This window comes from Mycolicibacterium hodleri (assembly GCF_025822245.1).
GTDB classification, from domain to species: Bacteria; Actinomycetota; Actinomycetes; order Mycobacteriales; family Mycobacteriaceae; genus Mycobacterium; species Mycobacterium hodleri.
This window is the reverse complement of record NZ_JACKTL010000041.1, coordinates 1-21,109: the sequence shown is the minus strand read 5'-3', so window position 1 is coordinate 21,109 and position 21,109 is coordinate 1. Positions and strand designations below refer to the sequence as shown.

Sequence of the window (21,109 nt, the reverse complement as noted above, 5' to 3'; positions counted from 1 at the left end):
TCACCCTACTTCTTCTCGCGCCACGCACGCTCGAACGGCAACCGCCACGCGTTGGGCGCGATGAGCTGGTGGATTGCGTTCGGGCCCCAGGTACCCGGCTGGTACGACTTCACCGGCGGCGGGTCCTGCAGTAGTTGTTCCGAACGCTCCCATAGTGATTCGATGCCCTCGGCGGTGGTGAACAGCGTGTGGTCGCCGCGCATGGCGTCGAGGATCAACCGCTCGTAGGCCTCGAGGACGTCGCCCAGCGAATCAGTCTCCTGGGTGGAGAACTGCATCGACATCTTGTCGAGCTTCATCCCGGGGCCGGGCCGCTTGCCGTAGAACGACAGCGACACCTTGGATGCGTCGGCGAGGTCGAACGTCAGGTGGTCGGGCCCCTGGGAACCGACCCCGGAGCCGGCGGGGAACATGGTGCGTGGCGCCTCCTTGAAGGCGATCGAGATGATGCGCATGCCCTCGGCCATCTTCTTGCCGGTGCGCAGGTAGATCGGCACCCCAGCCCACCGCCAGTTGTCGATGCCGACCTTCAGTGCGATGAACGTCTCGGTGTCGGAGTCGCGGGCCACGCCCTTCTCGTTGCGGTAACCGGTGTACTGCCCGCGCACCACGTCGGTGGTCCGAATCGGCAGCATCGACCGGAACACCTTGTTCTTCTCCTCGCTGATGGCGCGTGGCTCCAGCGCCGTCGGCGGCTCCATCACCACGAACGCCATCACCTGGAGCAGGTGCGTCACCACCATGTCCTTGTAGGCGCCGGTGCTCTCGTAGAAGTTGGCGCGCTGGTCCAGGCCGAGGGTCTCGGGAATGTCGATCTGGATGTGGTCGATGAAGTTGCGGTTCCAGATCGGTTCGAAGAGCCCGTTGGCGAAGCGGAACGCCAGGATGTTCTGGGCTGCTTCCTTGCCGAGGAAGTGGTCGATGCGGAAGATCTGCCGCTCGCGGAACGTTTCGTGGACGAAGTCGTTGAGTTCGATGGCGCTGGCCAGGTCGGTGCCGAACGGCTTCTCCATCACCACCCGGGACCGCTCGACCAGGTTCGCGTCCTTCAACATCGTGATGACCGCACGCGCAGCCTTGGGTGGGACCGAAAGGTAGTGCAGCCGACGGGGTTCCGGCCCGAGCTCCGCCTCTGCGGCGGCGACGGCGGCGGCCAGGGCCTCCGGTCCGGCGCCCTGGGGCACGTAGGTGATGCGGCTGGCGAAGTGGTCCCACTGCTCCGTGGTGAGCTTGTGGGTGCCGAACGCGTCGACGGCTTCCTTCGTCAGGGCACGAAACTGGTCGTCGGTCAGCTCCTCCAACGACGTCCCGACCACCCGGATCTTGGGCGCCAGGGAGGACTGGACCAGATACGCCATGCCCGGCAACAGCTTGCGCTTGGCGAGGTCGCCGGTCGCGCCGAAGAGGACGATGACGTGGGGGAGCAGGGCGTCCTCGTCCCGGCGGTAGGGGCGTGCACCGGTCGCCGGGTAGGCGATGGACTGCGGGATCTCTGGTGTCGGGGTGGCCACGGCGACGATGTTTCCACCCATACGTGAACAGCGCAGGACACTGCTGGTTAAGGTCGCGGGCATGACAACCAGTGATTCCCGCGAAGTGGTCATCGAAGCAACCCCCGGCGAAATTCTGGACGTCATCGCCGACGTCGAGTCGACGCCCACGTGGTCGCCGCAGTACCAGAAGGCCGTCATCCTCGAGAGCCACCCGGACGGGCGGCCCAAGCAGGTGGAGATGACGGTGAAGGCCGCGGGCCTGACCGACAAGCAGGTCATCGAATACACCTGGACCGACAGCAGTGTCACGTGGACCCTGGTGTCGTCGAGCCAGCTCAAGGCGCAGGACGCCGGCTACACGCTGACGCCCGACGGAGACAAGACGAAGGTCAGGTTCGACATGGCGATCGACCTGTCGATCCCGATGCCGGGCTTCCTGCTCAAGCGCACGCTGAAGGGCGGCATGGAGACGGCGACGGACGGCCTGCGCAAGCAGGTGCTGAAGGTCAAGAAGGGGTGAGCGCCGGGCCGCTGGCCGGGGTACGGGTCATCGAGCTCGGCGGCATCGGGCCGGGACCGCACGCGGGGATGATGTTGGCCGACATGGGCGCCGACGTGGTCCGGGTGCGACGGCCACGCGGCGGGTTGGCGATGCCGGCGGAGGGTTCCGACCTGCTGCACCGCGGCAAGCGCATCGTCGACCTGGACGTGAAGAACGAGTCCGACCGGCTGCTCGACCTGGCCGCGAAGGCCGACGTGCTGCTGGACTGCTTTCGGCCGGGGACGTGTGAGCGCCTGGGGATCGGTCCCGATGACTGTGCCGCGGTCAACCCGCGATTGATCTTCGCGCGCATCACCGGCTGGGGTCAGGACGGACCGTTGGCCGCGACCGCCGGACACGACGTCAACTATCTGTCTCGGACCGGTGCGCTGAGTGCGATCGGCTACCGTGACCGGCCGCCCGTGGCGCCGCTCAACCTGGTCGCGGACTTCGGAGGCGGATCGATGTTCGTGCTCGTCGGCATCGTCGCCGCCCTCTACGAGCGGGAGCGCTCCGGCGTGGGGCAGGTGGTCGACGCCGCCATGGTCGACGGCGTCAGCGTGCTCGCCCAGATGATGTGGACGATGAAGGCGACCGGCTCGCTGAAGGACGAACGAGAGTCGTTCCTGCTCGACGGCGGCGCGCCGTTCTACCGGGTCTACGAGACGTCCGACGGCAAGCACGTGGCGGTCGGTGCGATCGAGCCACAGTTCTTCGCCCAACTCCTCGTCGGTCTCGGGCTCACCGCCGACGATGTGCCGGGCCAATCCGACCGCGCCGGCTACGAGCGGATGCGCGCGATCTTCGCCGAGCGTTTCGCCACCCGGACCCGCGACGAGTGGACGGCGATCTTCGCCGGCTCCGACGCCTGTGCGACGCCGGTGCTGACCTGGGCCGAAGCCGCGGTCGACGAGCACCTGGTGGCGCGGTCGACGATCGTCACGGCCCACGGCGTCGAGCAGGCCGCACCGGCGCCGCGGTTCTCCCGAACCCCGTCGGGCCCGGTGGGCAGATTCCCGCAGGGCACCACTGCGCTCGAGGACCTCGGGTGGTGAGCTGAGCGCAAGGGAATGCGCGCGGTCTCGCTGCAGGTTGTGCCGGGCATGCCCACAGGAGTCGTGCTCAACCCCCGACCGACCGCCACCAACGCCGTCGACGACGTCGTCGAGCAGGCGCGACGTGCCTTCGAGATCGGCGTGCGCCGCATCTGGCTTCCGCAGCGCTTCGACTACGACGCGATCTCGCTCGCCGGCCACGTTGGCGCTGCGGTGCCCGGACTCGGGGTCGGCACCTTCGTCGTCCCCGTCAACCCGCGTCACCCGCTGATCGTCGCGATGCTGGCGCAGACCGCGCAGGCGGCGTCGCACGGCAACTTCAGCCTCGGTCTCGGGCTCGGTGCCAAGGCAGTCGAGCAGCAGGCGTTCGGCACGGCGTGGTCCAACCCTGCGGGCCGGCTCCGCGAGCACCTGCAGGTGTTGCAGTCGATCTTCACCACCGGCGCCGTGGACTTTCACGGCGAGGAGTTGACCGCCGCACCCGAGTGGCCGGTCGCAACTCCCGGCGGTGCGCCGGTGCCGCTGTACGTTGCGGCCATGGGCCCCAGGGCACTTCGGGTCACCGGCGAGTTGGCCGACGGCACGCTGCCCTACCTGGCGGGCCCGCGAACCCTGTCTGAGTTCATCGTGCCCACCATCTCCGAGGCGGCGACTGCGGCGGGCCGTCCCGCGCCGAAGATCATCGCCGCCGTTCCGGTGGTGGTGTCCGACGACGCCGGCGCCGCCTACGAACTGGCGGCTACCGAACTCGCGTTCTACGAGTCGATCCCGTCGTATGCCAGGGTGATCGAGCGGGAGGGAGTCTCCCGTGCGGCAGACGTCGCGGCCGTCGGGACCCCGGCGGCGGTGCGCACACACCTGCACCGCTACCTCGACGCGGGCGCCACCGATCTGGTGCTCAGCCCGCTGCGGTCGGACTCCGCTGATCCCGAACGCCTTTGGGAGCTCGCTGCGTCGATCTGAGCCTCGCGTGTTTGGATGACACGGTGGTTGAGCCGGACACCGTCGACGAACAGCCGCCAGCGATCGTGGCGAAGGCCATTTCGGTGGCCGGTCCATGGGGCCCGGTCTACGGTCCGGTGACGTTGGAGATCCCACGGGGTGGCCTCACCGTGCTGCTGGCGCCCCCTGGCGCGGGACGAACCGCCCTGCTGATGACCCTTGCCGGCCGGATGAAGCCGATGGGCGGGTCGCTGGAGGTGATGGGGGAGACCAACGTGCGCACCATTTTCCGCGGCAGCGTGCTGGCCGGGGTCGAGGAACTCGACGCGGTCTACGAGTCGGTCACCGTGCGCGACCTCCTCACCGAGAAGTTGCGCTGGGACGCACCGTGGTATCGGGTGGTGCGACGTGCCGACGACGCGGATCTGGCCCGTGTGTGCGCGCCCGTGTTCGGTACGCTGCCGCTGCCTGAATTGCCTTCCTACGTCGACGAACTCAGCGAGTTGGACGCGCTGCTGCTGCGCGTCGCACTGGCCAACACGACCGCGCCACCGCTGTTGGTGGTGGGTGCCCTCGACCAGGTGGCCGAGGACGCGAGCCGCGTGGAGTTGGTGCGTCGTCTCGTCGAGCTGGGCGAACGCCAGACCGTCGTCACGGCCTCGGCGAATCCAGTGCCCGCCGGGCTGGGTGTCGGCCTCCAGCTGCCGGCGCTCGAGAAGGACGTTCACGAGGACGGGGTGTGAGGATGCTTGCCGGACTGTCGTTGGGTACCGACCTCAGGCGCTATTCGCGGGGCGTGATGCCGCGGGTGGCGTTGGTCACCATCATCCTGCTGCCGCTGCTCTACGGTGCGATGTACCTGTGGGCGTTTTGGAACCCGTTCAACGCCGTGGACCACGTTCCGGTGGCCTTGGTGAACTCCGATCGCGGTGCCGTGGTCCAGGGACAGGAGCTGAGGGCGGGCGACCAGGTGAGCGAGGCCCTGCTCAAGTCCGGCCAGCTCGACCTGCACGTGATGTCGGCGGAGAGTGCGGCCAAGGCGGTCAAGGACGGGACGTCCTACTTCTCGATCACCCTGCCCGCCGACTTCAGCGAGGCAATCGCGTCGGCGGCCACTCCCAACCCGCGCCAGGCCGAGCTGCGGTTCGACTTCAACGACGCCAACAACTACCTGGCCTCGGTCATCGGGCAGAACGCGTCGCGGGAGATCCTCAACCAGGTGAGCGCGGCCATCGGCGAACAGGTGGTCGGCAAGGTGCTGATCGGTCTGACCGACGCCGGTGAGGGCATCAAGAAGGCAGCCGCCGGCGCCGACCAGCTGTCGGCCGGACTGACCAGCGCCAATGACGGGGCGCACCAACTGGCAAGTGGGGCAGACACTCTCGCGGGCGGTCTGGTGACGGCACGCAACGGCTCGGCCGCTCTCGCGGCGGGCGCCCACCAGCTGTCTGCGGGCATCGGCCAGGCCACCACGCCGTTGATCGACACCTTGGACAGGGTGCAGCGCCTCGGGCTGAACCCCGACGACGTCGCGGCGCTGGCCGCCCAAATCAGCGGGGGCGTCGCCACGGCGAGTGATCGCATCGCCGCGCTGAACGTGGACCACCAGTTGGCTGCCGGGATCGTCGACCAGGTGGTCGGCGGGTTGCAGGCCAACCCGGACCCGTCGGCGCGCGGCCTCGGCGAGGTGCTGGGCGGAGCGCAGAAACTGCTGAACTCCCAGGGCCTCGACCCGACGACGGACGACGGCCTGATCCGGCTCCGCGACGGAGCCCAACGGCTGCAGAACGAGTTCGGTGATCCTCACAGCCAAGCCCGGCAGTTGCTCACCCAGACCCTGAACGGCCAGCTGAAGTCGGACGTGATCCGGCTTCGCGACGGAGCCGCCCAACTCGACAGCGGCGCGGCGAAGCTCGACTCGGGTTTGGTGAAGCTGGCCGACGGCGGAGGCCAATTGGCCCGCGGTGCAAACCAATTGGCGGCCGGCACCCAGAAGTTGAGCGACGGTTCCCGGCAACTTGCGGACGGACTCGACAAGGGTGCGGCACAGGTTCCCACGTGGAGCCCCCAGCAACGCGACGCCGTCGCCCGCACGGTGGCGAGCCCGGTGGGCGTGCAGCAGCACGTCGCCAACGAGGCGCCGACCTTCGGCACCGGATTCGCACCCTTCTTCCTGCCCCTGGCGCTGTTCATCGGCACGTTGATCGTCTGGATGTTGTTGACGCCGTTGCAGGCTCGGCCGATCGTCGCCGGGCTCGGCTCCGTGCGCGTGGTGCTGGCGTCCTATTGGCCGGCGCTGGCCGTGGTGGCCTGCCAGGTCGCGATCATGTATGCCGTCGTGCACTTCGGGGTGGGCCTGCACGCCAAGTACGCGCCCGCCACCATCGCCTTCCTGTTCCTCGTCGCCGCGACCTTCCTGGCGATGATCCAGGCGTTCAACGCGGTGTTCGGCGTGGCCGTCGGCAGGGTCGTCACACTGGCGTTCCTGATGTTCCAACTGGTGTCCTCGGGCGGCATCTACCCGGTGGAGACCACCGCCAAGCCGTTCCAGATCATCCACCCGTTCGATCCGATGACCTACGCGGTCAACGGTTTACGGGAGCTGACGGTGGGCGGCGTCGAATCCCGGCTGTGGGTCGCGATCGCCGTGCTCCTCGGAGTGCTCGCCGCGTCGCTGACCGCGAGCGCGCTGGCGGCCAGGCGCAACCGGCAATACACGATGGAGCGGCTGCACCCGCCCATCGAGGTCTGATCAGGCCTTGAGGACCTGAAGCCGCCTGATGGCTTCCTCCATGGTGTCGTCGCGTTTGCAGAACGCGAAGCGCACCAGGTGGTTCCACTGACCGACGTGGCTGGAGTGGGGGTCGCAGAACGCCGACATCGGGATGGCCGCGACGCCTGCCCGCTCCGGCAGCTCGGCGCAGAACGTGGCGCTGTCGGTGTAGCCCAGAGGGCGCGGGTCGGCGCAGAGGAAGTAGGTGCCGAAGCTGTCCAGGACGTCGAACCCGATGTCGGTCAGGGCACCCGAGAGCCGAGTCCGTCTGGCCTGAAAGGACTCTCGCAGAGACAGGCTCCAGGCGTCCTCGTCGTCCAGAGCCTGGGCCACGGCGGGCTGGAACGGTGCGCCGCCGACGTAGGTGAGGAACTGCTTGGCCGCCCGGACGCCGGCAATGAGGTCCGCAGGCCCGCAGGCCCAGCCGATCTTCCAGCCGGTGACGTTGAACATCTTCGCCGCACTCGAGATGGTGATCGTGCGTTCGGCCATCCCGGGATAGCCGGCAAGCGGAAGATGCCGGTGGCCGTCGAACACCAACTGCTCGTACACCTCGTCGGTGATGACCAGCAGGTCGTGCTCCACTGCGAGCTGGGCGATCGCCGAGAGTTCCGCGTCGGTGGCGACCATGCCGGTCGGGTTGTGCGGAGAGTTCACGATCAGCGCACGGGTGCGCGGCGTGACGGCGGCGCGCAGCGCGTCCACGTCGATCGCGAAGCCGCGGCCGTCGGTGACCAGCGGGACGGCGACCCGGTGGCAGCCGGCCATGGCGATCACGGGAGAGTACGAGTCGTAGAAGGGCTCGATCAGCAGCACCTCGGAGCCCGGCTCCACCAGCCCGATGACCGACGCCGCGATGGCCTCGGTGGCCCCGACGGTGACGAGCACCTCGGTGTCGGGGTCGTAGGTGATGCCGTAGTGCCGTTGCCGCTGCGCCGCGATTGCCTGCCGCAGGGCGGGAATGCCCGGCCCGGGTGGGTACTGGTTGACGCCCTCGGCGATGGCGTTCTCGGCGGTCTTCAGCATCGCCGCCGGGCCGTCCTCGTCGGGAAACCCTTGGCCCAGGTTGACCGCGCCGATGCGCGCGGCGAGCGCGGACATCTCGGCGAAGATCGTCACGGCGTAGGGCTGGAGTCTGGCGACCGGAGCCGGGCGGCCGGCGACATGGGGAATAGCCATGGAAACGAGCCTAGGTCCACGCGGGTGGGGAATGAATTTTGCCCGCGCGACGCTGACGGCGGCATGACCTACGCGCTCCCGGCCGATGCCGCCCTTCTGCAACCCGTTCGGATCGGCTACACCGACATGCGCAACCGGCTCTTCATGGCACCGCTCACCCGGTCCCGCGCGCAGGCCGACGGAACCCCGTCGGACCTGGCCGCGCAGTACTACTCCCAGCGGGCGGCGGCAGGGCTCATCATCTCCGAGGCCACCGCGGTGTCGGCAGCCGCCAACGGCGCCTACCTGAACACGCCTGGCCTCTACACCGAGCGGCACGAGTCGAAGTGGGCGGAGATCGCGGACGAGGTCCACGAAGCCGGCGGCCACATGTTCGTCCAGCTGTGGCACGTCGGGCGGATGGGGCACCCGGACATCAGCGGCGTTCACCCCGTCGCGCCGTCTGCCATCGCCGCGGACGTGACCACCCACACGCCGACGGGCAAGCAGCCCCTTCCGGTACCGCGCACCCTGCGGACCGACGAGATCGCGCCCATCGTCGAGGACTTCAGGGTGGCCGCCCGCCGGGCCGTCGACGCCGGGATGGACGGCGTCGAGATCCACGGGGCCAACGGCTACCTCCTGCACGAGTTCCTCTCCGACGTCACGAACCGGCGCACCGACCGTTACGGCGGTTCGCCCGAGAACCGCGCCCGGCTGGCCGCCGAGATCGTCGAGGCCGTCGCCGCGGAGATCGGTGCCGACCGGGTCGGGCTGCGCATCTCGCCGGGGAACGGTGCCGGCGACATGCGCGAGGTCGACGAGGTTGCCGCCTACGAAGCGCTCGTCACTCGGCTCGCGCCGCTGGACATCGCCTATCTGCACGTCCTGATCGATCCCGACGTACCCGCCTTCGGAGCGCTGCGCGGGCTGTGGGCCGGGCCGATGGTGCTGAACACCGGCCGCGAGGTCGACACCCGGTTCTGCCAGCTCGAGGAGCTGGCGGAGTGGGGTGTCATCAGCGCCGCCGCGGTGGGTCGCGCGTTCCTCGCCAACCCCGATCTGATCGACCGCTTGGTTCTTGGTGCGGAGCTGAACGAACCCGACGTCACGACGTTCTATTCGCCGGGACCCGTTGGCTACGTGGACTATCCGACGCTGGGGCAGGACGCCCGACTCGAAACGGCCTGACGGAGGAGGGGGCTCGCAGCAACCACCCAACCAACGGGTTGGGCGAGGCTGCTACGCTGGCGCCGCGAGGACTAACCTCCACGCGGGTACGCGTCTGTTCTACATCGGAACGCGATCCCCCACCTCAACATGGACCTGGAGAATCACCACATGTCCGAAGAAGCCTTCATCTACGAGGCGATCCGCACGCCGCGTGGCAAACAACGCAACGGCGCTCTCAACGAGGTCAAGCCGGTCAACCTCGTCGTCGGACTGATCGACGAGCTGCGCACCCGCCACCCCGACCTCGACGAGAACCTGATCAGCGACCTGATCCTCGGTGTCGTCTCGCCCGTCGGCGACCAGGGCGGCGACATCGCCCGCACCGCCGCGCTCGTGGCCAAGTTGCCCGAGACCACCGGCGGATTCCAGCTCAACCGGTTCTGCGCGTCGGGCCTCGAGGCCGTCAACACCGCCGCGCAGAAGGTGCGTTCCGGCTGGGACGACCTGGTGCTCGCTGGCGGTGTCGAGTCGATGAGCCGCGTCCCCATGGGCTCCGACGGCGGAGCCTGGGCCAGCGACCCCGAGACCAACTACCGCATCGGCTTCGTGCCGCAGGGCATCGGCGCCGATCTGATCGCCACCATCGAGGGATTCTCCCGCGAGGACGTCGACGCCTACGCGGTGCGCTCGCAGGAGAAGGCCGCCGCCGCATGGTCGGGCGGCTACTTCGCCAAGTCCGTCATCCCGGTCAAGGATCAGAACGGTCTGGTCATCCTCGACCAGGACGAGCACATGCGACCCGGCACCACGCTGGAGAGCCTCGGCAAGCTGAAGTCCGCCTTCGAGGGCCTCGGCGCCATGGGCGGCTTCGACGACGTCGCGCTGCAGAAGTACCACTACGTCGAGAAGATCAACCACGTCCACACCGGTGGCAACAGCTCCGGGATCGTCGACGGCGCCGCCCTGGTGCTCGTCGGCTCCGAGAAGGCCGGACAGTCACAGGGTCTGACCCCGCGCGCCCGCATCGTCGCGACCGCCACCAGCGGCGCCGATCCGGTCATCATGCTCACCGGCCCCACGCCTGCCACCCGCAAGGTGCTCGACCGCGCCGGCCTGTCGACCGAGGACATCGACCTGTTCGAGCTGAACGAGGCGTTCGCCTCGGTGGTGCTGAAGTTCCAGAAGGACCTCAACATCCCCGACGAGAAGCTCAACGTCAACGGTGGCGCCATCGCGATGGGCCACCCGCTGGGTGCCACCGGCGCCATGATCACCGGAACCATGGTCGACGAGCTGGAGCGCCGCGGCGCCCGGCGTGCGTTGATCACGCTGTGCATCGGCGGCGGCATGGGTGTCGCGACCATCATCGAGAGGGTGTAGGCAATGGCAGAGAACACCATTCAGTGGGACAAGGATGCCGACGGCATCGTCACGCTGACGCTGGACGACCCGACCGGGTCCGCCAACGTGATGAACGAGCACTACAAGGAATCCATGCACAACGCCGTGGAACGGCTTGTCGCGGAGAAGGATTCGATCACCGGCGTGGTGATCGCCAGCGCGAAGAAGACCTTCTTCGCTGGTGGTGACCTCAAGGGCATGTTGAAGATCGGTCCGGACGACGCCGCCCAGGCGTTCGAAGAGGTCGAGTTCATCAAGGCCGACCTGCGCACGCTGGAGACCCTCGGCAAGCCGGTGGTCGCGGCCATCAACGGCGCCGCCCTCGGCGGTGGCCTTGAGATCGCACTGGCCACCCACCACCGCATCGCCGCCGACGTCAAGGGTGTGGCGATCGGCCTGCCCGAGGTCACCCTGGGCCTGCTGCCCGGCGGAGGTGGCGTCGCCCGCACCGTCCGCATGTTCGGCATCCAGAAGGCCTTCATGGAGATCCTGAGCCAGGGCACGCGCTTCAAGCCCGGCAAGGCCAAGGAAATCGGACTGGTCGACGAATTGGTCTCCAGCGTCGACGAATTGGTGCCTGCCGCCAAGGCGTGGATCAAGGCCAATCCCGAATCGCACACCCAGCCGTGGGACGCCAAGGGCTACAAGATGCCCGGCGGTACGCCGTCGCACCCCGCGCTGGCAGCCATCCTGCCGTCGTTCCCGGCGCTGCTCAAGAAGCAGCTGAAGGGTGCCCCGATGCCCGCCCCGCGGGCCATCCTGGACGCGGCCGTGGAAGGTGCGCAGGTCGACTTCGACAGCGCCACCCGCATCGAGAGCCGCTACTTCACCCACCTGGTCACCGGCCAGGTCTCGAAGAACATGATTCAGGCGTTCTTCCTGGATCTGCAGTCCATCAACGGCGGCGGATCGCGCCCCGACGGCATCGCCAAGCAGGAGATCCGCAAGATCGGCGTGCTCGGCGCCGGCATGATGGGCGCGGGCATCGCCTACGTCTCGGCGAAGGCCGGCTTCGAGGTCGTGCTCAAGGACGTCGAAATCGAAGCGGCCCAACGCGGCAAGGGCTACTCGGAGAAGATCGAGGCCAAGGCGCTCGAGCGAGGCAAGACCACCCAGGAGCGCAGCGACGCACTGCTGGCCAGGATCACCCCGACCGCCGACGCGGCAGACTTCGCCGGCGTCGACTTCGTCATCGAGGCCGTCTTCGAGTCGGTTGAGTTGAAGCACAAGGTGTTCCAGGAGATCGAGGACATCGTCGAGCCCAACGCGCTGCTGGGGTCGAACACGTCGACCCTGCCCATCACCGGTCTCGCGGCTGGGGTGAAGCGCCAAGAGGACTTCATCGGCATCCACTTCTTCTCCCCGGTCGACAAGATGCCGCTGGTCGAGATCATCAAGGGCGAGAAGACCTCTGACGAGGCACTGGCCCGGGTGTTCGACTACACGCTGGCCATCGGGAAGACCCCGATCGTGGTCAACGACAGCCGCGGCTTCTTCACCAGCCGCGTCATCGGCACCTTCGTCAACGAGGCGCTGGCGATGCTGGGCGAGGGCGTGGTTCCGGCGAGCATCGAGCAGGCGGGTTCCCAAGCCGGCTACCCGGCGCCGCCGTTGCAGCTGTCCGACGAGCTCAACCTCGAACTGATGCACAAGATCGCCGTTGCCTCGCGCAAGGGCGTCGAGGAAGCCGGCGGCACGTACGAGGCGCACCCGGCCGAGGCGGTCGTGGAGAAGATGATCGAGATCGGTCGTCCGTCGCGGCTCAAGGGCGCCGGCTTCTACTCCTACGCCGACGGCAAGCGCGTCGGTCTGTGGTCGGGCCTGAAGGACACCTTCAACTCCGGCACCACGGAGCTTCCGCTGCAGGACATGATCGACCGGATGCTCTTTGCCGAGGCGCTCGAGACGCAGAAGTGCATCGACGAGAACGTCCTGATGACCACCGCGGACGCCAACATCGGGTCCATCATGGGCATCGGCTTCCCGCCGTGGACCGGTGGGTCGGCGCAGTTCATCGTCGGCTACGAGGGCCCCCACGGCGTCGGCAAGGCCGCCTTCGTGGCCCGCGCCAAGGAGCTGGCGGAACGCTACGGCGAGCGGTTCGAACCGCCGGCGTCGCTCACCAGCTAGCCAGCCCCAGTTCCAGCGAAGGTCCCCGAAGCAATGGCGCTTCGGGGACCTTTGCGTCGCTCAGAACGAACCCAGGTCGGCCGAGAGCCAGTGCTCCGGCGCCATCCAGATCGCCACGTGCTCACCCAGCTCCGTGCGGGCGAACTCGAGATACCGGTCGGCCGCCTCGCCACTGAGATAACGCCGCGTCATCTCTTCGAGCTGCGCCTCGGTGGCCGGCTCGATGCGGCTGACGGCCCCGTCGACGGCGACGTAGCGGGTGGTGGGCTCAGATCGTTCCACCATGAGTGAGAAGAAGCCGTTGGCCTCGATGAGGCGGGCCTTGCGCGAGGCCGGGGCGGTCAGGATCCACGGCTCACCGCCCGGGGTGTACTGGTACCAGATGGGGACTACCAGCGGGCCGCGTGTGTCGCCTGCGTAGGCGGACAACGCCGCGACGCGAGGCTCGGCAAGGAAGAGTTCCCGTTCGTCCTGCGAAAGCGCCATGGGTGAGGCTAGCCGCGGGACAGTGGACGCAAACCTCCCGGCTGGACCGGTCAGTTCGTCGGGGTGCCGATGATCTCGCGCGTCGGCCCCCCGTTGACGACCTCGTGGGCGAGGTCGGCCAGACGGCGATTGGTGCGACGGGCATGTTGCCGGAGAAGATTGAAGGCGCGATCCATGTCGAGGTTGCCGCGTTCGGCCAGTACGCCCTTGGCCTGTTCGATGATCAAGCGGGTGTTGAGCGCCGTCTGCAGTTGCTGGTTGACCAGTTCGGAGTGGCTCAGAATCCGTTGGTGGACGATGCCGATCGTGGCAACGTCGGCGAGGGCCTGGCCGACGGACACGTCGGCGGGTTGTACCGGACCCGTGTTGCCGAGGAAGAGATTGAGGGCGCCGATCCGTTCGGTGCGCAACCGCAACGGCAACGCCAGGACCGCCTGGAAGCCGTACTCCGCGGCGCGCTGGGCGAAGGCGGGCCACCGCGCCGCGCTGGCGGCAAGGTCCTCCACGTGGACGGCCTCGCCGGATCGGTAGGCGTCCAGGCACGGACCGACGTCGGCCTCGACCTGAAGAAGCTCGAGCAGCCGGCTCTGCTCGCTGCTCGAGGCGAACACGTGCAACGCCCCCTTGGCGTCACCGAGCAGGATGCCCGCCGCGGTGATCGGCAGCAGCTCCATGGTGTTGTCGATGAGCTGCTGAGCTAGCTCGATGACGTCGTAGTCGGCGACAAGGGTGTCCGCCAGGCCGACGAACGCATTCGCCAGCCGCTCGTAACGATCCATCGCACTTCGTTCCTTCCATCCGGACGTCCCGCGTCGACACTACGGCGCACCGCCGACCGGTGACACCGCTTAGAGTCGGACGCATGCGCTTCGGACTCTTCATCCCGCAGGGTTGGCGACTCGATCTGGTGGACATCCCCACCGCACGGCACTGGGAGGTGATGCGCGACCTCGCCACCTACGCCGACGGCGGAGCGTGGGATTCCCTGTGGGTCTACGACCACTTCCACACCGTGCCGGTGCCCACCGGTGAGGCGACCCACGAGGCGTGGTCCCTGATGTCGGCGTACGCGGCGACGACCACGCGCATCAAGCTCGGGCAGATGTGCACGGCGATGAGCTACCGCAACCCGGTCTACCTGGCCAAGGTGGCCGCCACGGTGGACGTCATCTCGGGCGGCCGGGTGCAGATGGGCATCGGTGGTGGCTGGTACGAACACGAGTGGCGCGCTTACGGATACGGTTTCCCCTCGGCGGGGGTGCGGTTGGGCCGGCTCGACGAGGGCGTCCAGATCATGCGCGACGCGTGGCGCGACGGCCGGGTGACCCTCGACGGCAAGCACTACCAGGTGGACGACGCCATCGTCGCGCCAAAGCCGTTGCAGGAGGCTGGTATTCCGCTCTGGATCGCCGGCGGCGGCGAGAAGGTGACGCTGAAGATCGCCGCCAAGTACGCGCAGTACACCAACTTCACCTCCGAGCCCGACGGATTCGCACACAAGTCGAAGGTGCTCGAGGAGCACTGCGCGAACGTCGGGACCGACTACGGCGCCATCGTGCGGTCGGCCAACTTCAACGCCGTCGTCGGTACCTCCGAGGCCGACGTGGCCGAGCGGGTCGAGCGGATCCGGGCCCGTCAGGTCGCCAAGGCCAATCCCGAGGCCGTCGACGCCATGCTCGCCAACGCCACGTCCCCCGACGCGGCCTCCGGAACGCCCGAGCAGGTGGTCGAGCGGCTGAGTCGGTTGCGGGACCTGGGTTGCGAGTACGCGATCCTCTACTTCCCCGAGGCGGCCTACGACCGTTCGGGCATCGAGTTGTTCGAGCGGGAGGTCATCCCGGCGCTGAGCTAGCGGTGGCTCAGCACGTTGACGACGTTGCCCGACGGATCTTCGAAGAAGAACCGCCGCACGCCCCACTCCTCGTCGGTTAGCGGGTGCACGATGGTCAGGCCGGCGGACACCGCCGCGGCGTGGGCACCGTCGACGTCGTCGACCTCCACGGACAGGTCGGGGTTGACGGGTGCGGTGAGATCCCTTGTCACGAGGCTGATCTGGTGGCCGGCGTCATCGGCCAGCGTGAGGATCCAGCCGTGGTTCATCACCTCGGCGAGGCCCAGGGTCTCGACGTACGCGGTGCGGGCGGCCTCGACGTCGGCGACGGTCAGGTTCGGCACCACCCGCCGCACCGTCATATCGCCGGACCGAGCAGATCGTCCGCGTCCTTGATGACGTACCCGTAGCCCTGTTCGGCGAGGAATCGTTGGCGGTGCGCGGCGTACTCGGCGTCGAGGCTGTCGCGTGACACCACGGAGTAGAACACCGCGCCGCCGCCGTCGGCCTTGGGCCGCAGGAGCCTGCCCAATCGCTGCGCCTCCTCTTGTCGCGACCCGAACGTGCCCGAAACCTGTACCGCGACACTGGCTTCGGGTAGATCGATGGAGAAGTTGGCGACCTTGGACACCACCAGCGTCTGGATCTCACCGGTGCGGAAGGCCTCGAAGAGGACTTCGCGTTCGGCGTTCTTCGTCGACCCCTGGATCACCGGTGCGTCGAGTTCGCGGCCCAGCTCCTCCAACTGGTCGAGGTACGCACCGATCACCAGCGTCGGCTCACCGGGATGGCGCGCCAGGATCGACTTCACGACCGCCACCTTGGTGTGCGCCGTCGAACAGAGCTTGTAGCGCTCCTCCGGCTCGGCCGTGGCGTAGATCATCCGCTCGTTCTCGGTCATCGTGACCCGGACTTCGATGCACTCGGCCGGCGCGATCCAGCCCTGGGCCTCGATGTCCTTCCACGGCGCGTCGTACCGCTTGGGGCCGATCAGGCTGAACACGTCACCCTCGCGGCCGTCCTCGCGGATCAGGGTGGCGGTCAGCCCGAGCCGGCGGCGCGACTGCAGATCGGCCGTCATCCGGAACACCGGGGCGGGCAGCAGGTGCACCTCGTCGTAGATGATCAGGCCCCAGTCGCGGCTGTCGAACAGCTCGAGGTGCTTGTATTCGCCCTTGGTTCGGCGCGTGATCACCTGGTAGGTCGCGATCGTGACGGGGCGCACCTCCTTGCGTTCGCCGGAGTACTCGCCGATCTCCTCCTCGGTCAGCGAGGTGCGGGCGATCAGCTCGCGCTTCCACTGCCTGCCTGCGACGGTGTTGGTCACCAGGATCAACGTCGTCGCCCCGGCCTTGGCCATTGCCGCGGCGCCGACGATCGTCTTGCCCGCGCCGCAGGGCAGCACGACGACGCCTGAGCCGCCCGCCCAGAACGAGTCGGTGGCCATCTGCTGGTAGTCACGCAACACCCACCCGTCCTGCGCCAGCTCGATGGGATGGGCCTCGCCGTCGACGTAGCCCGCGAGATCCTCCGCGGGCCAGCCGATCTTGAGCAGCATCTGCTTGATGTGACCGCGCTCGCTGGCGTGCACGACGATCGTGTCGTCGTCGAGGCGGGCGCCGAGCATGGGGGCAATCTTCTTGTTGCGCAGCACCTCCTCGAGCACGGCGCGGTCCAGGCTGACCAGCACCAGGCCGTGCACCGGGCTCTTCACCAGCTGCAGACGGCCGTAGCGGGCCATCGTGTCGACGATGTCGACCAGCAGCGGCTGCGGCACCGAGTACCGCGAGAAGGACACCAGGGCGTCGACCACCTGCTCGGCGTCGTGACCGGCGGCGCGGGCATTCCACAGCGCCAACGGGGTGATGCGGTAGGTGTGGATGTGCTCGGGTGCCCGTTCGAGCTCGGCGAACGGTGCAATCGCCGCGCGCGCCGCGCCCGCGAGTTCGTGGTCGACCTCCAGCAGCACCGTCTTGTCGGACTGGACGATCAATGGGCCGTCGGTCATCCGCGATCCCGCTTAGCTGACATCATCGGACCCATTATCCCCGCTCCGCCGACACCACCGACGTCACGCGATGAATGGCGAAGTCGCGAACCCGCCCGGCAGCCGGATCGTAGGCCGTGAGCTGGCCGCCCCGGACGTTGATCGGGGCGACGACGCGCTGCGTCGCCACCCCCGCCGGGTCGACGTAGCCGATGACGACCGACTCCTGCCGGTGTGCCGCGCCGTGCAGCTGCGCCATGGCCTCGGCCGGGTCGAGGCGGGTTCCGTCGGTGGGGGAGCCCGTCACCTTGCGCAGCACCGCGACGATGGCGCCCAGGGTCTGAGCCGTCGGGCCCTGCGGCGGGCGGTAGCCGCGGCGGCGACCGGGCGTCGGCACCCGCGCTCCACGCGACTTGACGTCGACGATCGTCCCTGACGAGTCCTCGGCGGCCGGTGCGAAGCCGGCGCTGCGCAGCGCGGCGAGCAGTTCGTTGATGGGCGACATCGACACGGCGACGGTCGGCGCCAGGGCCCGGACGTCCAGCTTCTCGAGCGCAGGCGCCGAGATGGCCTGCGTCAGCAGCGCGGGATCCTCGCACCGGACGAACGACGCCGCCATGCCGACCCTCAACTGGCCGTGGCGGCGCGCCACGTCGTCGATCAGGTACGTCAACCCTTGTGGCACAGGGGTTTTCGAGTGCCTGGCGAACAACCCGTGCAACTCGCTGGCGCTGAGTCCGGTGTCGAGGGCCCGTCGAACGGACTGCTCGCTGATCCGGTACACCATCGCCGCGCCGGCCGACTCGACGGTGGCCACCATCGAGAGTTGTTCGGCCAAGCCACGATCCAGCGGTCCGGGGACCACCACGGTCAGGTCGGCCTGTAGCAAGAAGTGGTCGATGGGCGCGGGCAGTACCTTGTTCATCGCGGCGACGACGACGTCCTCCGGCTCGGAGGAGAGCATGCCGCGACTGGGGGTGGCGATCGCGCCCCGTCCGATCGCACCCACGGCGTGGGCTTCGGCAAGGAGGTCGGCGACCGGCGAGACCTGAAGGCGGGCCGCCCAGCGTGGTCGCCGCCACGTCATCGCGGCCGAGGCCCCCGCGGCGTCGACTCCCGTACCGGGAGGCAGGTCCGCGAGCGTGGCCAGCAGCAGTCGGCGGTCCAGCGGCGCGGCGGTCGAATACAGCGAATCTGACAGCACCGCATAGGGTTTGCCGTCGGGTCCGCGCTCGCCGACGAGGCCTGGCCGGGCCGGGAGGTCCAGCCAGGCAGACGCGATCTGGTGCCACCGCACCGCATTGGGGGATTCGACGAACCGATCGGCGGCCAGCGTCGGCGCCCAGTACGGCCCGGCGCCGTCGAGCGGATCCGGCTCGGGGATGCCCGCCGCGATCAGCCCCGCCGCCGAGGCCACCTCGAGAATGAGGCCGAGACGGTCGTCGTCGATGCCGGTGCCCTTGCTGAGGCGCTTCAGTTCGCGAACCCCGAGGCCGCCGCTTCGCAGCTCGGGGATCGGCGCACTGGACAGCGCGTCGAGCACCACGTCGACCTCGCGGAGCAGATCCATCGCGGAGCCGGCCGCGGCCGCGTCGACGTCGGCCACCGACGTCGCCGTCGTCGTCGGGTCGGGTGGGGCCAGCCCGAGGGGCCCCGGCGCCTCGCCGCGCATCACCTGCCCGACGAGGCGCGGCAGGATCACGGTGTCCTCGTCGACCCGTCGCAGCAGACCGGCCGCCAGCAGACGCTGGACCGGTCGGTCGGCGGGGGTGCCCGTCGCCGCGTCCCGCGTGCGGCCGATCGGCGACCCGTCGACCAGTCGCTCCAACAGTTCGCGCTGCGGCCCGTCCACGCGAGCGACCAATTCGGCGACGTGTGCGGCATCGGGGCCGTCGGCCTCGAGGGTGACCTGGCCCGGATGCCACGGCAGACCCGCCGCGGACTCCTGGGCGACCCGCAGCGCGTCGTCGCCCCACGCCAGGGCGCGGGCTCGCAGCGCGTCCAGCGCGGTGGCCAGATCGTCGCTGTCGACCCGGCCGCCGAGCAACTCCGACAGCGCGGCCAAGGGCACCCCGCCGGCATCGGCGTGCAGGACGAGCAGCGCGTCGAGCGTCGCCAGCGCCAAGAAGTCGAGGCCGTCGGTCGCAGCCTTCACCGACTGCCGGGCCTGTGCTCTGGCGGCGAGTGCGGAAATGGACCCCGGTGGGGGTTGGGCGAGATCGGGACGCAGCTCGAACAGGCGGACGAGCTGATCGTCGGTCAGCTCGGCCAGCCACGCGCCCAACGGCACGACGGGAGCTGATTCGGACATTGCTTACCAGCGTAGGCCCGCCGGTCTCGCCACCGCACTCCACGCCTGCCACAATGTGAGGCGTGGCTGACAAGAAACCGCAGAAGAACCACTACGTCGACAACGGCTGGCCTGTGAGCGAAGACGGCGATCACCCGGTCAGCGAGCTCGCCGCCGACCGCACCGGCGCACTGTCGCCCTTCGGCGAACTCACGTTCCCGTTGCCGGTCGAGGATCTGCCGTACACGCACCCGGTCACCGTCATCAACAAGTAGACGTGACGGCCCGCCACGGTCGACTGTCGCACCTGGACGACTCGGGCGCGGCGCACATGGTCGACGTGACCGCCAAGGACGCCACCAAGCGCACGGCCGTCGCCACCGGAGTCCTGCGGACGCGCGCCGACGTCGTCGACCTCATCGCCACCGGCGGGCTGCCCAAGGGCGACGCCCTGGCGACCGCCCGGATCGCCGGGATCCTCGCCGCCAAGCGCACCAGCGATCTGATCCCCCTGTGCCACCAGTTGGCGCTGACGGGCGTCGACGTCGAATTCGAGGTCGGCCCAACGGAAGTCGCGATCACCGCGACGGTCCGAACCACCGACCGCACCGGCGTGGAGATGGAGGCGTTGACCGCCGTCAGCGTCGCGGCACTCACGCTGTACGACATGCTCAAGGCCGTCGACCCCGCGGCGACCATCGACGCCATCGCGGTGGTGCGCAAGGACGGCGGCAAGACGGGTACCTGGGAGCGAACGTGAGGACACGGTCGGCACGCGTGATCATCGCGTCGACGCGCGCGGCCAACGGGGTCTACGACGACCGCACCGGGCCGGTGATCGTGGAGTGGCTGAGCGCCCGCGGGTACGACGTCCCGCCGCCCGACGTGGTGGCCGACGGAGTGGCGGTGAGCCTCGGGCTGACGACCGCGCTCGACGAGAAGGTCGACCTGATCCTGACCTCCGGCGGGACCGGCATCTCGCCGACCGACGGCACCGCCGACGCGACGGCCGCCGTCGTGGACTTCCAGATTCCCGGGCTGGCCGACGCGATTCGACGATCGGGCCTGCCGCACGTACCCACCTCGGTGCTGTCTCGCGGAGTCTGCGGCGTGCGCGACGGCACGCTCATCGTGAACCTGCCGGGATCGCCCGGCGGCGTGAAGGACGGCCTCGGCGTACTCGCCGACGTGCTCGAGCACGCACTGGACCAACTCGGCGGAGGAGACCACACCCCATGAGCGCGATCGTGCTGCGGGCCGACCTGAGCGAGCAGACGATCGACCTCGCCGAGCACGAGGCGCTGGTGGTGCATCGCGCGGCCGGGGCGGTGGTCGGCTTCGTGGGCGCGGTGCGCGACCACGACGGCGGCCGGTCGGTTACCCGACTCGAATACTCCGCCCACCCGACGGCGCAGCGGGTCTTGGCCGAGGTGGCCGCCGAGATCGCCGAGAACTGCCAGGGGGTGCGGGCGATCGCCGTCAGCCATCGCGTGGGCACGCTCGACATCGGTGATGCGGCTCTGGTCGCGGCCGTCGCCGCCGATCACCGCAAGGCCGCGTTCGAGACCTGCGCGCTGCTGGTGGACACGGTCAAGGAGCGTCTACCGGTGTGGAAGCACCAACTCTTCGTCGACGGATCCGACGAATGGGTGGGCTCGGCTTAGGACCGAGCCCCTCCCGTTCCTAGTTGGCGGGTGCGGGTGCCGACACGAGCAACGCCGGGTCGCCGGGCGCAGGCGCGGGGGCGGGCACGGCCGGATCGGCGGGCGCCGGCGCGGGGGCGGGCGGGACGTTCGGTCCCCGGGCCCGGGCGGGGATCGGCGGGTTTTTTCCGCGCCGAGACAGCCCC

Annotated in this window: 20 protein-coding genes; 13 read left to right on the top strand and 7 right to left on the bottom strand. The window is 69.0% G+C overall.

The window, feature by feature from the left end:
- Positions 1 to 5 precede the first annotated feature (5 nt).
- Entirely contained in the window at positions 6 to 1,511 is a 1,506-nt protein-coding gene (gene zwf, locus H7J06_RS17590) for a glucose-6-phosphate dehydrogenase (RefSeq protein ID WP_264040302.1), read from the bottom strand.
- Positions 1,512 to 1,572: 61 nt separating this feature from the next.
- Between zwf and H7J06_RS17585 the strand changes: the two genes are divergently transcribed.
- From H7J06_RS17585 to H7J06_RS17565, 5 genes are read left to right on the top strand one after another with little or no spacing between them, the layout of a single operon-like run.
- The gene (locus tag H7J06_RS17585; protein WP_264040300.1) at positions 1,573 to 2,013 is read left to right on the top strand and encodes an SRPBCC family protein; all 441 of its coding nucleotides are present in this window, start codon (positions 1,573 to 1,575) and stop codon (positions 2,011 to 2,013) included.
- A complete protein-coding gene (locus H7J06_RS17580; protein WP_264040299.1) occupies positions 2,010 to 3,089 on the top strand; it encodes a CaiB/BaiF CoA transferase family protein in 1,080 nt (359 codons plus the stop codon). Before H7J06_RS17585 ends, H7J06_RS17580 begins: the two co-directional genes overlap by 4 nt.
- Before the next feature lie 48 nt (positions 3,090 to 3,137).
- Complete coding sequence (locus H7J06_RS17575; protein WP_264040298.1) at positions 3,138 to 4,052, top strand: LLM class F420-dependent oxidoreductase; 915 nt, start codon at positions 3,138 to 3,140, stop codon at positions 4,050 to 4,052.
- A 23-nt stretch (positions 4,053 to 4,075) separates the two neighbouring features.
- Positions 4,076 to 4,774 (top strand): ATP-binding cassette domain-containing protein, encoded by a 699-nt coding sequence (locus H7J06_RS17570; protein ID WP_264040297.1) that lies wholly within the window; start codon positions 4,076 to 4,078, stop codon positions 4,772 to 4,774.
- 2 nt (positions 4,775 to 4,776) lie between these two features.
- Complete coding sequence (locus H7J06_RS17565) at positions 4,777 to 6,783, top strand: YhgE/Pip domain-containing protein (protein WP_264040296.1); 2,007 nt, start codon at positions 4,777 to 4,779, stop codon at positions 6,781 to 6,783.
- Here H7J06_RS17565 and H7J06_RS17560 read toward each other — a convergent pair whose 3' ends face one another.
- Complete coding sequence (locus H7J06_RS17560) at positions 6,784 to 7,983, bottom strand: pyridoxal phosphate-dependent aminotransferase (RefSeq protein WP_264040295.1); 1,200 nt, start codon at positions 7,981 to 7,983, stop codon at positions 6,784 to 6,786.
- Between the two features lie 63 nt (positions 7,984 to 8,046).
- Between H7J06_RS17560 and H7J06_RS17555 the strand changes: the two genes are divergently transcribed.
- The 3 genes from H7J06_RS17555 (at position 8,047) to H7J06_RS17545 (ending at position 12,666) form a co-directional block, all read left to right on the top strand.
- Complete coding sequence (locus tag H7J06_RS17555; protein ID WP_264040294.1) at positions 8,047 to 9,153, top strand: alkene reductase; 1,107 nt, start codon at positions 8,047 to 8,049, stop codon at positions 9,151 to 9,153.
- Positions 9,154 to 9,303: 150 nt separating this feature from the next.
- A complete protein-coding gene (locus H7J06_RS17550) occupies positions 9,304 to 10,515 on the top strand; it encodes an acetyl-CoA C-acetyltransferase (protein ID WP_264040292.1) in 1,212 nt (403 codons plus the stop codon).
- A gap of 3 nt (positions 10,516 to 10,518) precedes the next feature.
- A complete protein-coding gene (locus H7J06_RS17545) occupies positions 10,519 to 12,666 on the top strand; it encodes a 3-hydroxyacyl-CoA dehydrogenase NAD-binding domain-containing protein (protein WP_264040291.1) in 2,148 nt (715 codons plus the stop codon).
- 60 nt (positions 12,667 to 12,726) lie between these two features.
- Here H7J06_RS17545 and H7J06_RS17540 read toward each other — a convergent pair whose 3' ends face one another.
- Both H7J06_RS17540 and H7J06_RS17535 read right to left on the bottom strand, forming a co-directional pair.
- A complete protein-coding gene (locus H7J06_RS17540) occupies positions 12,727 to 13,152 on the bottom strand; it encodes a pyridoxamine 5'-phosphate oxidase family protein (protein WP_264040290.1) in 426 nt (141 codons plus the stop codon).
- A gap of 50 nt (positions 13,153 to 13,202) precedes the next feature.
- Positions 13,203 to 13,931: a GAF and ANTAR domain-containing protein gene (locus H7J06_RS17535; protein ID WP_264040289.1), complete on the bottom strand. Its 729-nt coding sequence runs from the start codon at positions 13,929 to 13,931 to the stop codon at positions 13,203 to 13,205.
- An 83-nt stretch (positions 13,932 to 14,014) separates the two neighbouring features.
- Between H7J06_RS17535 and H7J06_RS17530 the strand changes: the two genes are divergently transcribed.
- Positions 14,015 to 15,004, top strand: a complete 990-nt coding sequence (locus H7J06_RS17530; protein WP_264040288.1) for an LLM class F420-dependent oxidoreductase — start codon at positions 14,015 to 14,017, stop codon at positions 15,002 to 15,004.
- On the opposite strand, the gene H7J06_RS17525 is transcribed toward H7J06_RS17530, so the two are convergent.
- The 3 genes from H7J06_RS17525 to H7J06_RS17515 are packed head-to-tail and all read right to left on the bottom strand — an operon-like array spanning position 15,001 to position 19,281.
- A complete protein-coding gene (locus H7J06_RS17525; RefSeq protein ID WP_264040287.1) occupies positions 15,001 to 15,345 on the bottom strand; it encodes a VOC family protein in 345 nt (114 codons plus the stop codon). The two genes, H7J06_RS17530 and H7J06_RS17525, sit on opposite strands and share 4 nt — an antisense overlap.
- On the bottom strand, positions 15,342 to 16,991 hold the full coding sequence (locus H7J06_RS17520; RefSeq protein WP_264040285.1) for a DNA repair helicase XPB: 1,650 nt from the start codon (positions 16,989 to 16,991) through the stop codon (positions 15,342 to 15,344). The genes H7J06_RS17525 and H7J06_RS17520 overlap by 4 nt, the downstream gene beginning before the upstream one ends.
- Before the next feature lie 34 nt (positions 16,992 to 17,025).
- Positions 17,026 to 19,281 (bottom strand): helicase-associated domain-containing protein, encoded by a 2,256-nt coding sequence (locus H7J06_RS17515; RefSeq protein WP_264040284.1) that lies wholly within the window; start codon positions 19,279 to 19,281, stop codon positions 17,026 to 17,028.
- Positions 19,282 to 19,343: 62 nt separating this feature from the next.
- Between H7J06_RS17515 and H7J06_RS17510 the strand changes: the two genes are divergently transcribed.
- Genes H7J06_RS17510 through H7J06_RS17495 form a run of 4 tightly spaced genes read left to right on the top strand, consistent with a single transcriptional unit; the run spans position 19,344 to position 20,924 of the window.
- Positions 19,344 to 19,535, top strand: a complete 192-nt coding sequence (locus H7J06_RS17510; protein WP_264040283.1) for a hypothetical protein — start codon at positions 19,344 to 19,346, stop codon at positions 19,533 to 19,535.
- A gap of 2 nt (positions 19,536 to 19,537) precedes the next feature.
- Entirely contained in the window at positions 19,538 to 20,020 is a 483-nt protein-coding gene (gene moaC, locus H7J06_RS17505; RefSeq protein WP_264040282.1) for a cyclic pyranopterin monophosphate synthase MoaC, read from the top strand.
- Entirely contained in the window at positions 20,017 to 20,499 is a 483-nt protein-coding gene (locus tag H7J06_RS17500; RefSeq protein WP_264040281.1) for a MogA/MoaB family molybdenum cofactor biosynthesis protein, read from the top strand. The genes moaC and H7J06_RS17500 overlap by 4 nt, the downstream gene beginning before the upstream one ends.
- Positions 20,496 to 20,924, top strand: a complete 429-nt coding sequence (locus H7J06_RS17495) for a molybdenum cofactor biosynthesis protein MoaE (RefSeq protein WP_264040280.1) — start codon at positions 20,496 to 20,498, stop codon at positions 20,922 to 20,924. The genes H7J06_RS17500 and H7J06_RS17495 overlap by 4 nt, the downstream gene beginning before the upstream one ends.
- Positions 20,925 to 21,109: the final 185 nt, after the last annotated feature.

What these genes read in the sequence shown, in the direction of transcription:
- H7J06_RS17585 (WP_264040300.1), top strand. Translation starts at nt 1,573, where the DNA reads ATGACAACCAGTGATTCCCGCGAAGTGGTCATCGAAGCAACCCCCGGC.
- H7J06_RS17575 (WP_264040298.1), top strand. Translation starts at nt 3,138, where the DNA reads ATGCCCACAGGAGTCGTGCTCAACCCCCGACCGACCGCCACCAACGCC.
- H7J06_RS17565 (WP_264040296.1), top strand. Translation starts at nt 4,777, where the DNA reads ATGCTTGCCGGACTGTCGTTGGGTACCGACCTCAGGCGCTATTCGCGG.
- H7J06_RS17560 (WP_264040295.1), bottom strand. Translation starts at nt 7,983, where the DNA reads ATGGCTATTCCCCATGTCGCCGGCCGCCCGGCTCCGGTCGCCAGACTC.
- H7J06_RS17555 (WP_264040294.1), top strand. Translation starts at nt 8,047, where the DNA reads ATGACCTACGCGCTCCCGGCCGATGCCGCCCTTCTGCAACCCGTTCGG.
- H7J06_RS17550 (WP_264040292.1), top strand. Translation starts at nt 9,304, where the DNA reads ATGTCCGAAGAAGCCTTCATCTACGAGGCGATCCGCACGCCGCGTGGC.
- H7J06_RS17545 (WP_264040291.1), top strand. Translation starts at nt 10,519, where the DNA reads ATGGCAGAGAACACCATTCAGTGGGACAAGGATGCCGACGGCATCGTC.
- H7J06_RS17540 (WP_264040290.1), bottom strand. Translation starts at nt 13,152, where the DNA reads ATGGCGCTTTCGCAGGACGAACGGGAACTCTTCCTTGCCGAGCCTCGC.
- H7J06_RS17535 (WP_264040289.1), bottom strand. Translation starts at nt 13,931, where the DNA reads ATGGATCGTTACGAGCGGCTGGCGAATGCGTTCGTCGGCCTGGCGGAC.
- H7J06_RS17530 (WP_264040288.1), top strand. Translation starts at nt 14,015, where the DNA reads ATGCGCTTCGGACTCTTCATCCCGCAGGGTTGGCGACTCGATCTGGTG.
- H7J06_RS17525 (WP_264040287.1), bottom strand. Translation starts at nt 15,345, where the DNA reads ATGACGGTGCGGCGGGTGGTGCCGAACCTGACCGTCGCCGACGTCGAG.
- H7J06_RS17520 (WP_264040285.1), bottom strand. Translation starts at nt 16,991, where the DNA reads ATGACCGACGGCCCATTGATCGTCCAGTCCGACAAGACGGTGCTGCTG.
- H7J06_RS17515 (WP_264040284.1), bottom strand. Translation starts at nt 19,281, where the DNA reads ATGTCCGAATCAGCTCCCGTCGTGCCGTTGGGCGCGTGGCTGGCCGAG.
- H7J06_RS17495 (WP_264040280.1), top strand. Translation starts at nt 20,496, where the DNA reads ATGAGCGCGATCGTGCTGCGGGCCGACCTGAGCGAGCAGACGATCGAC.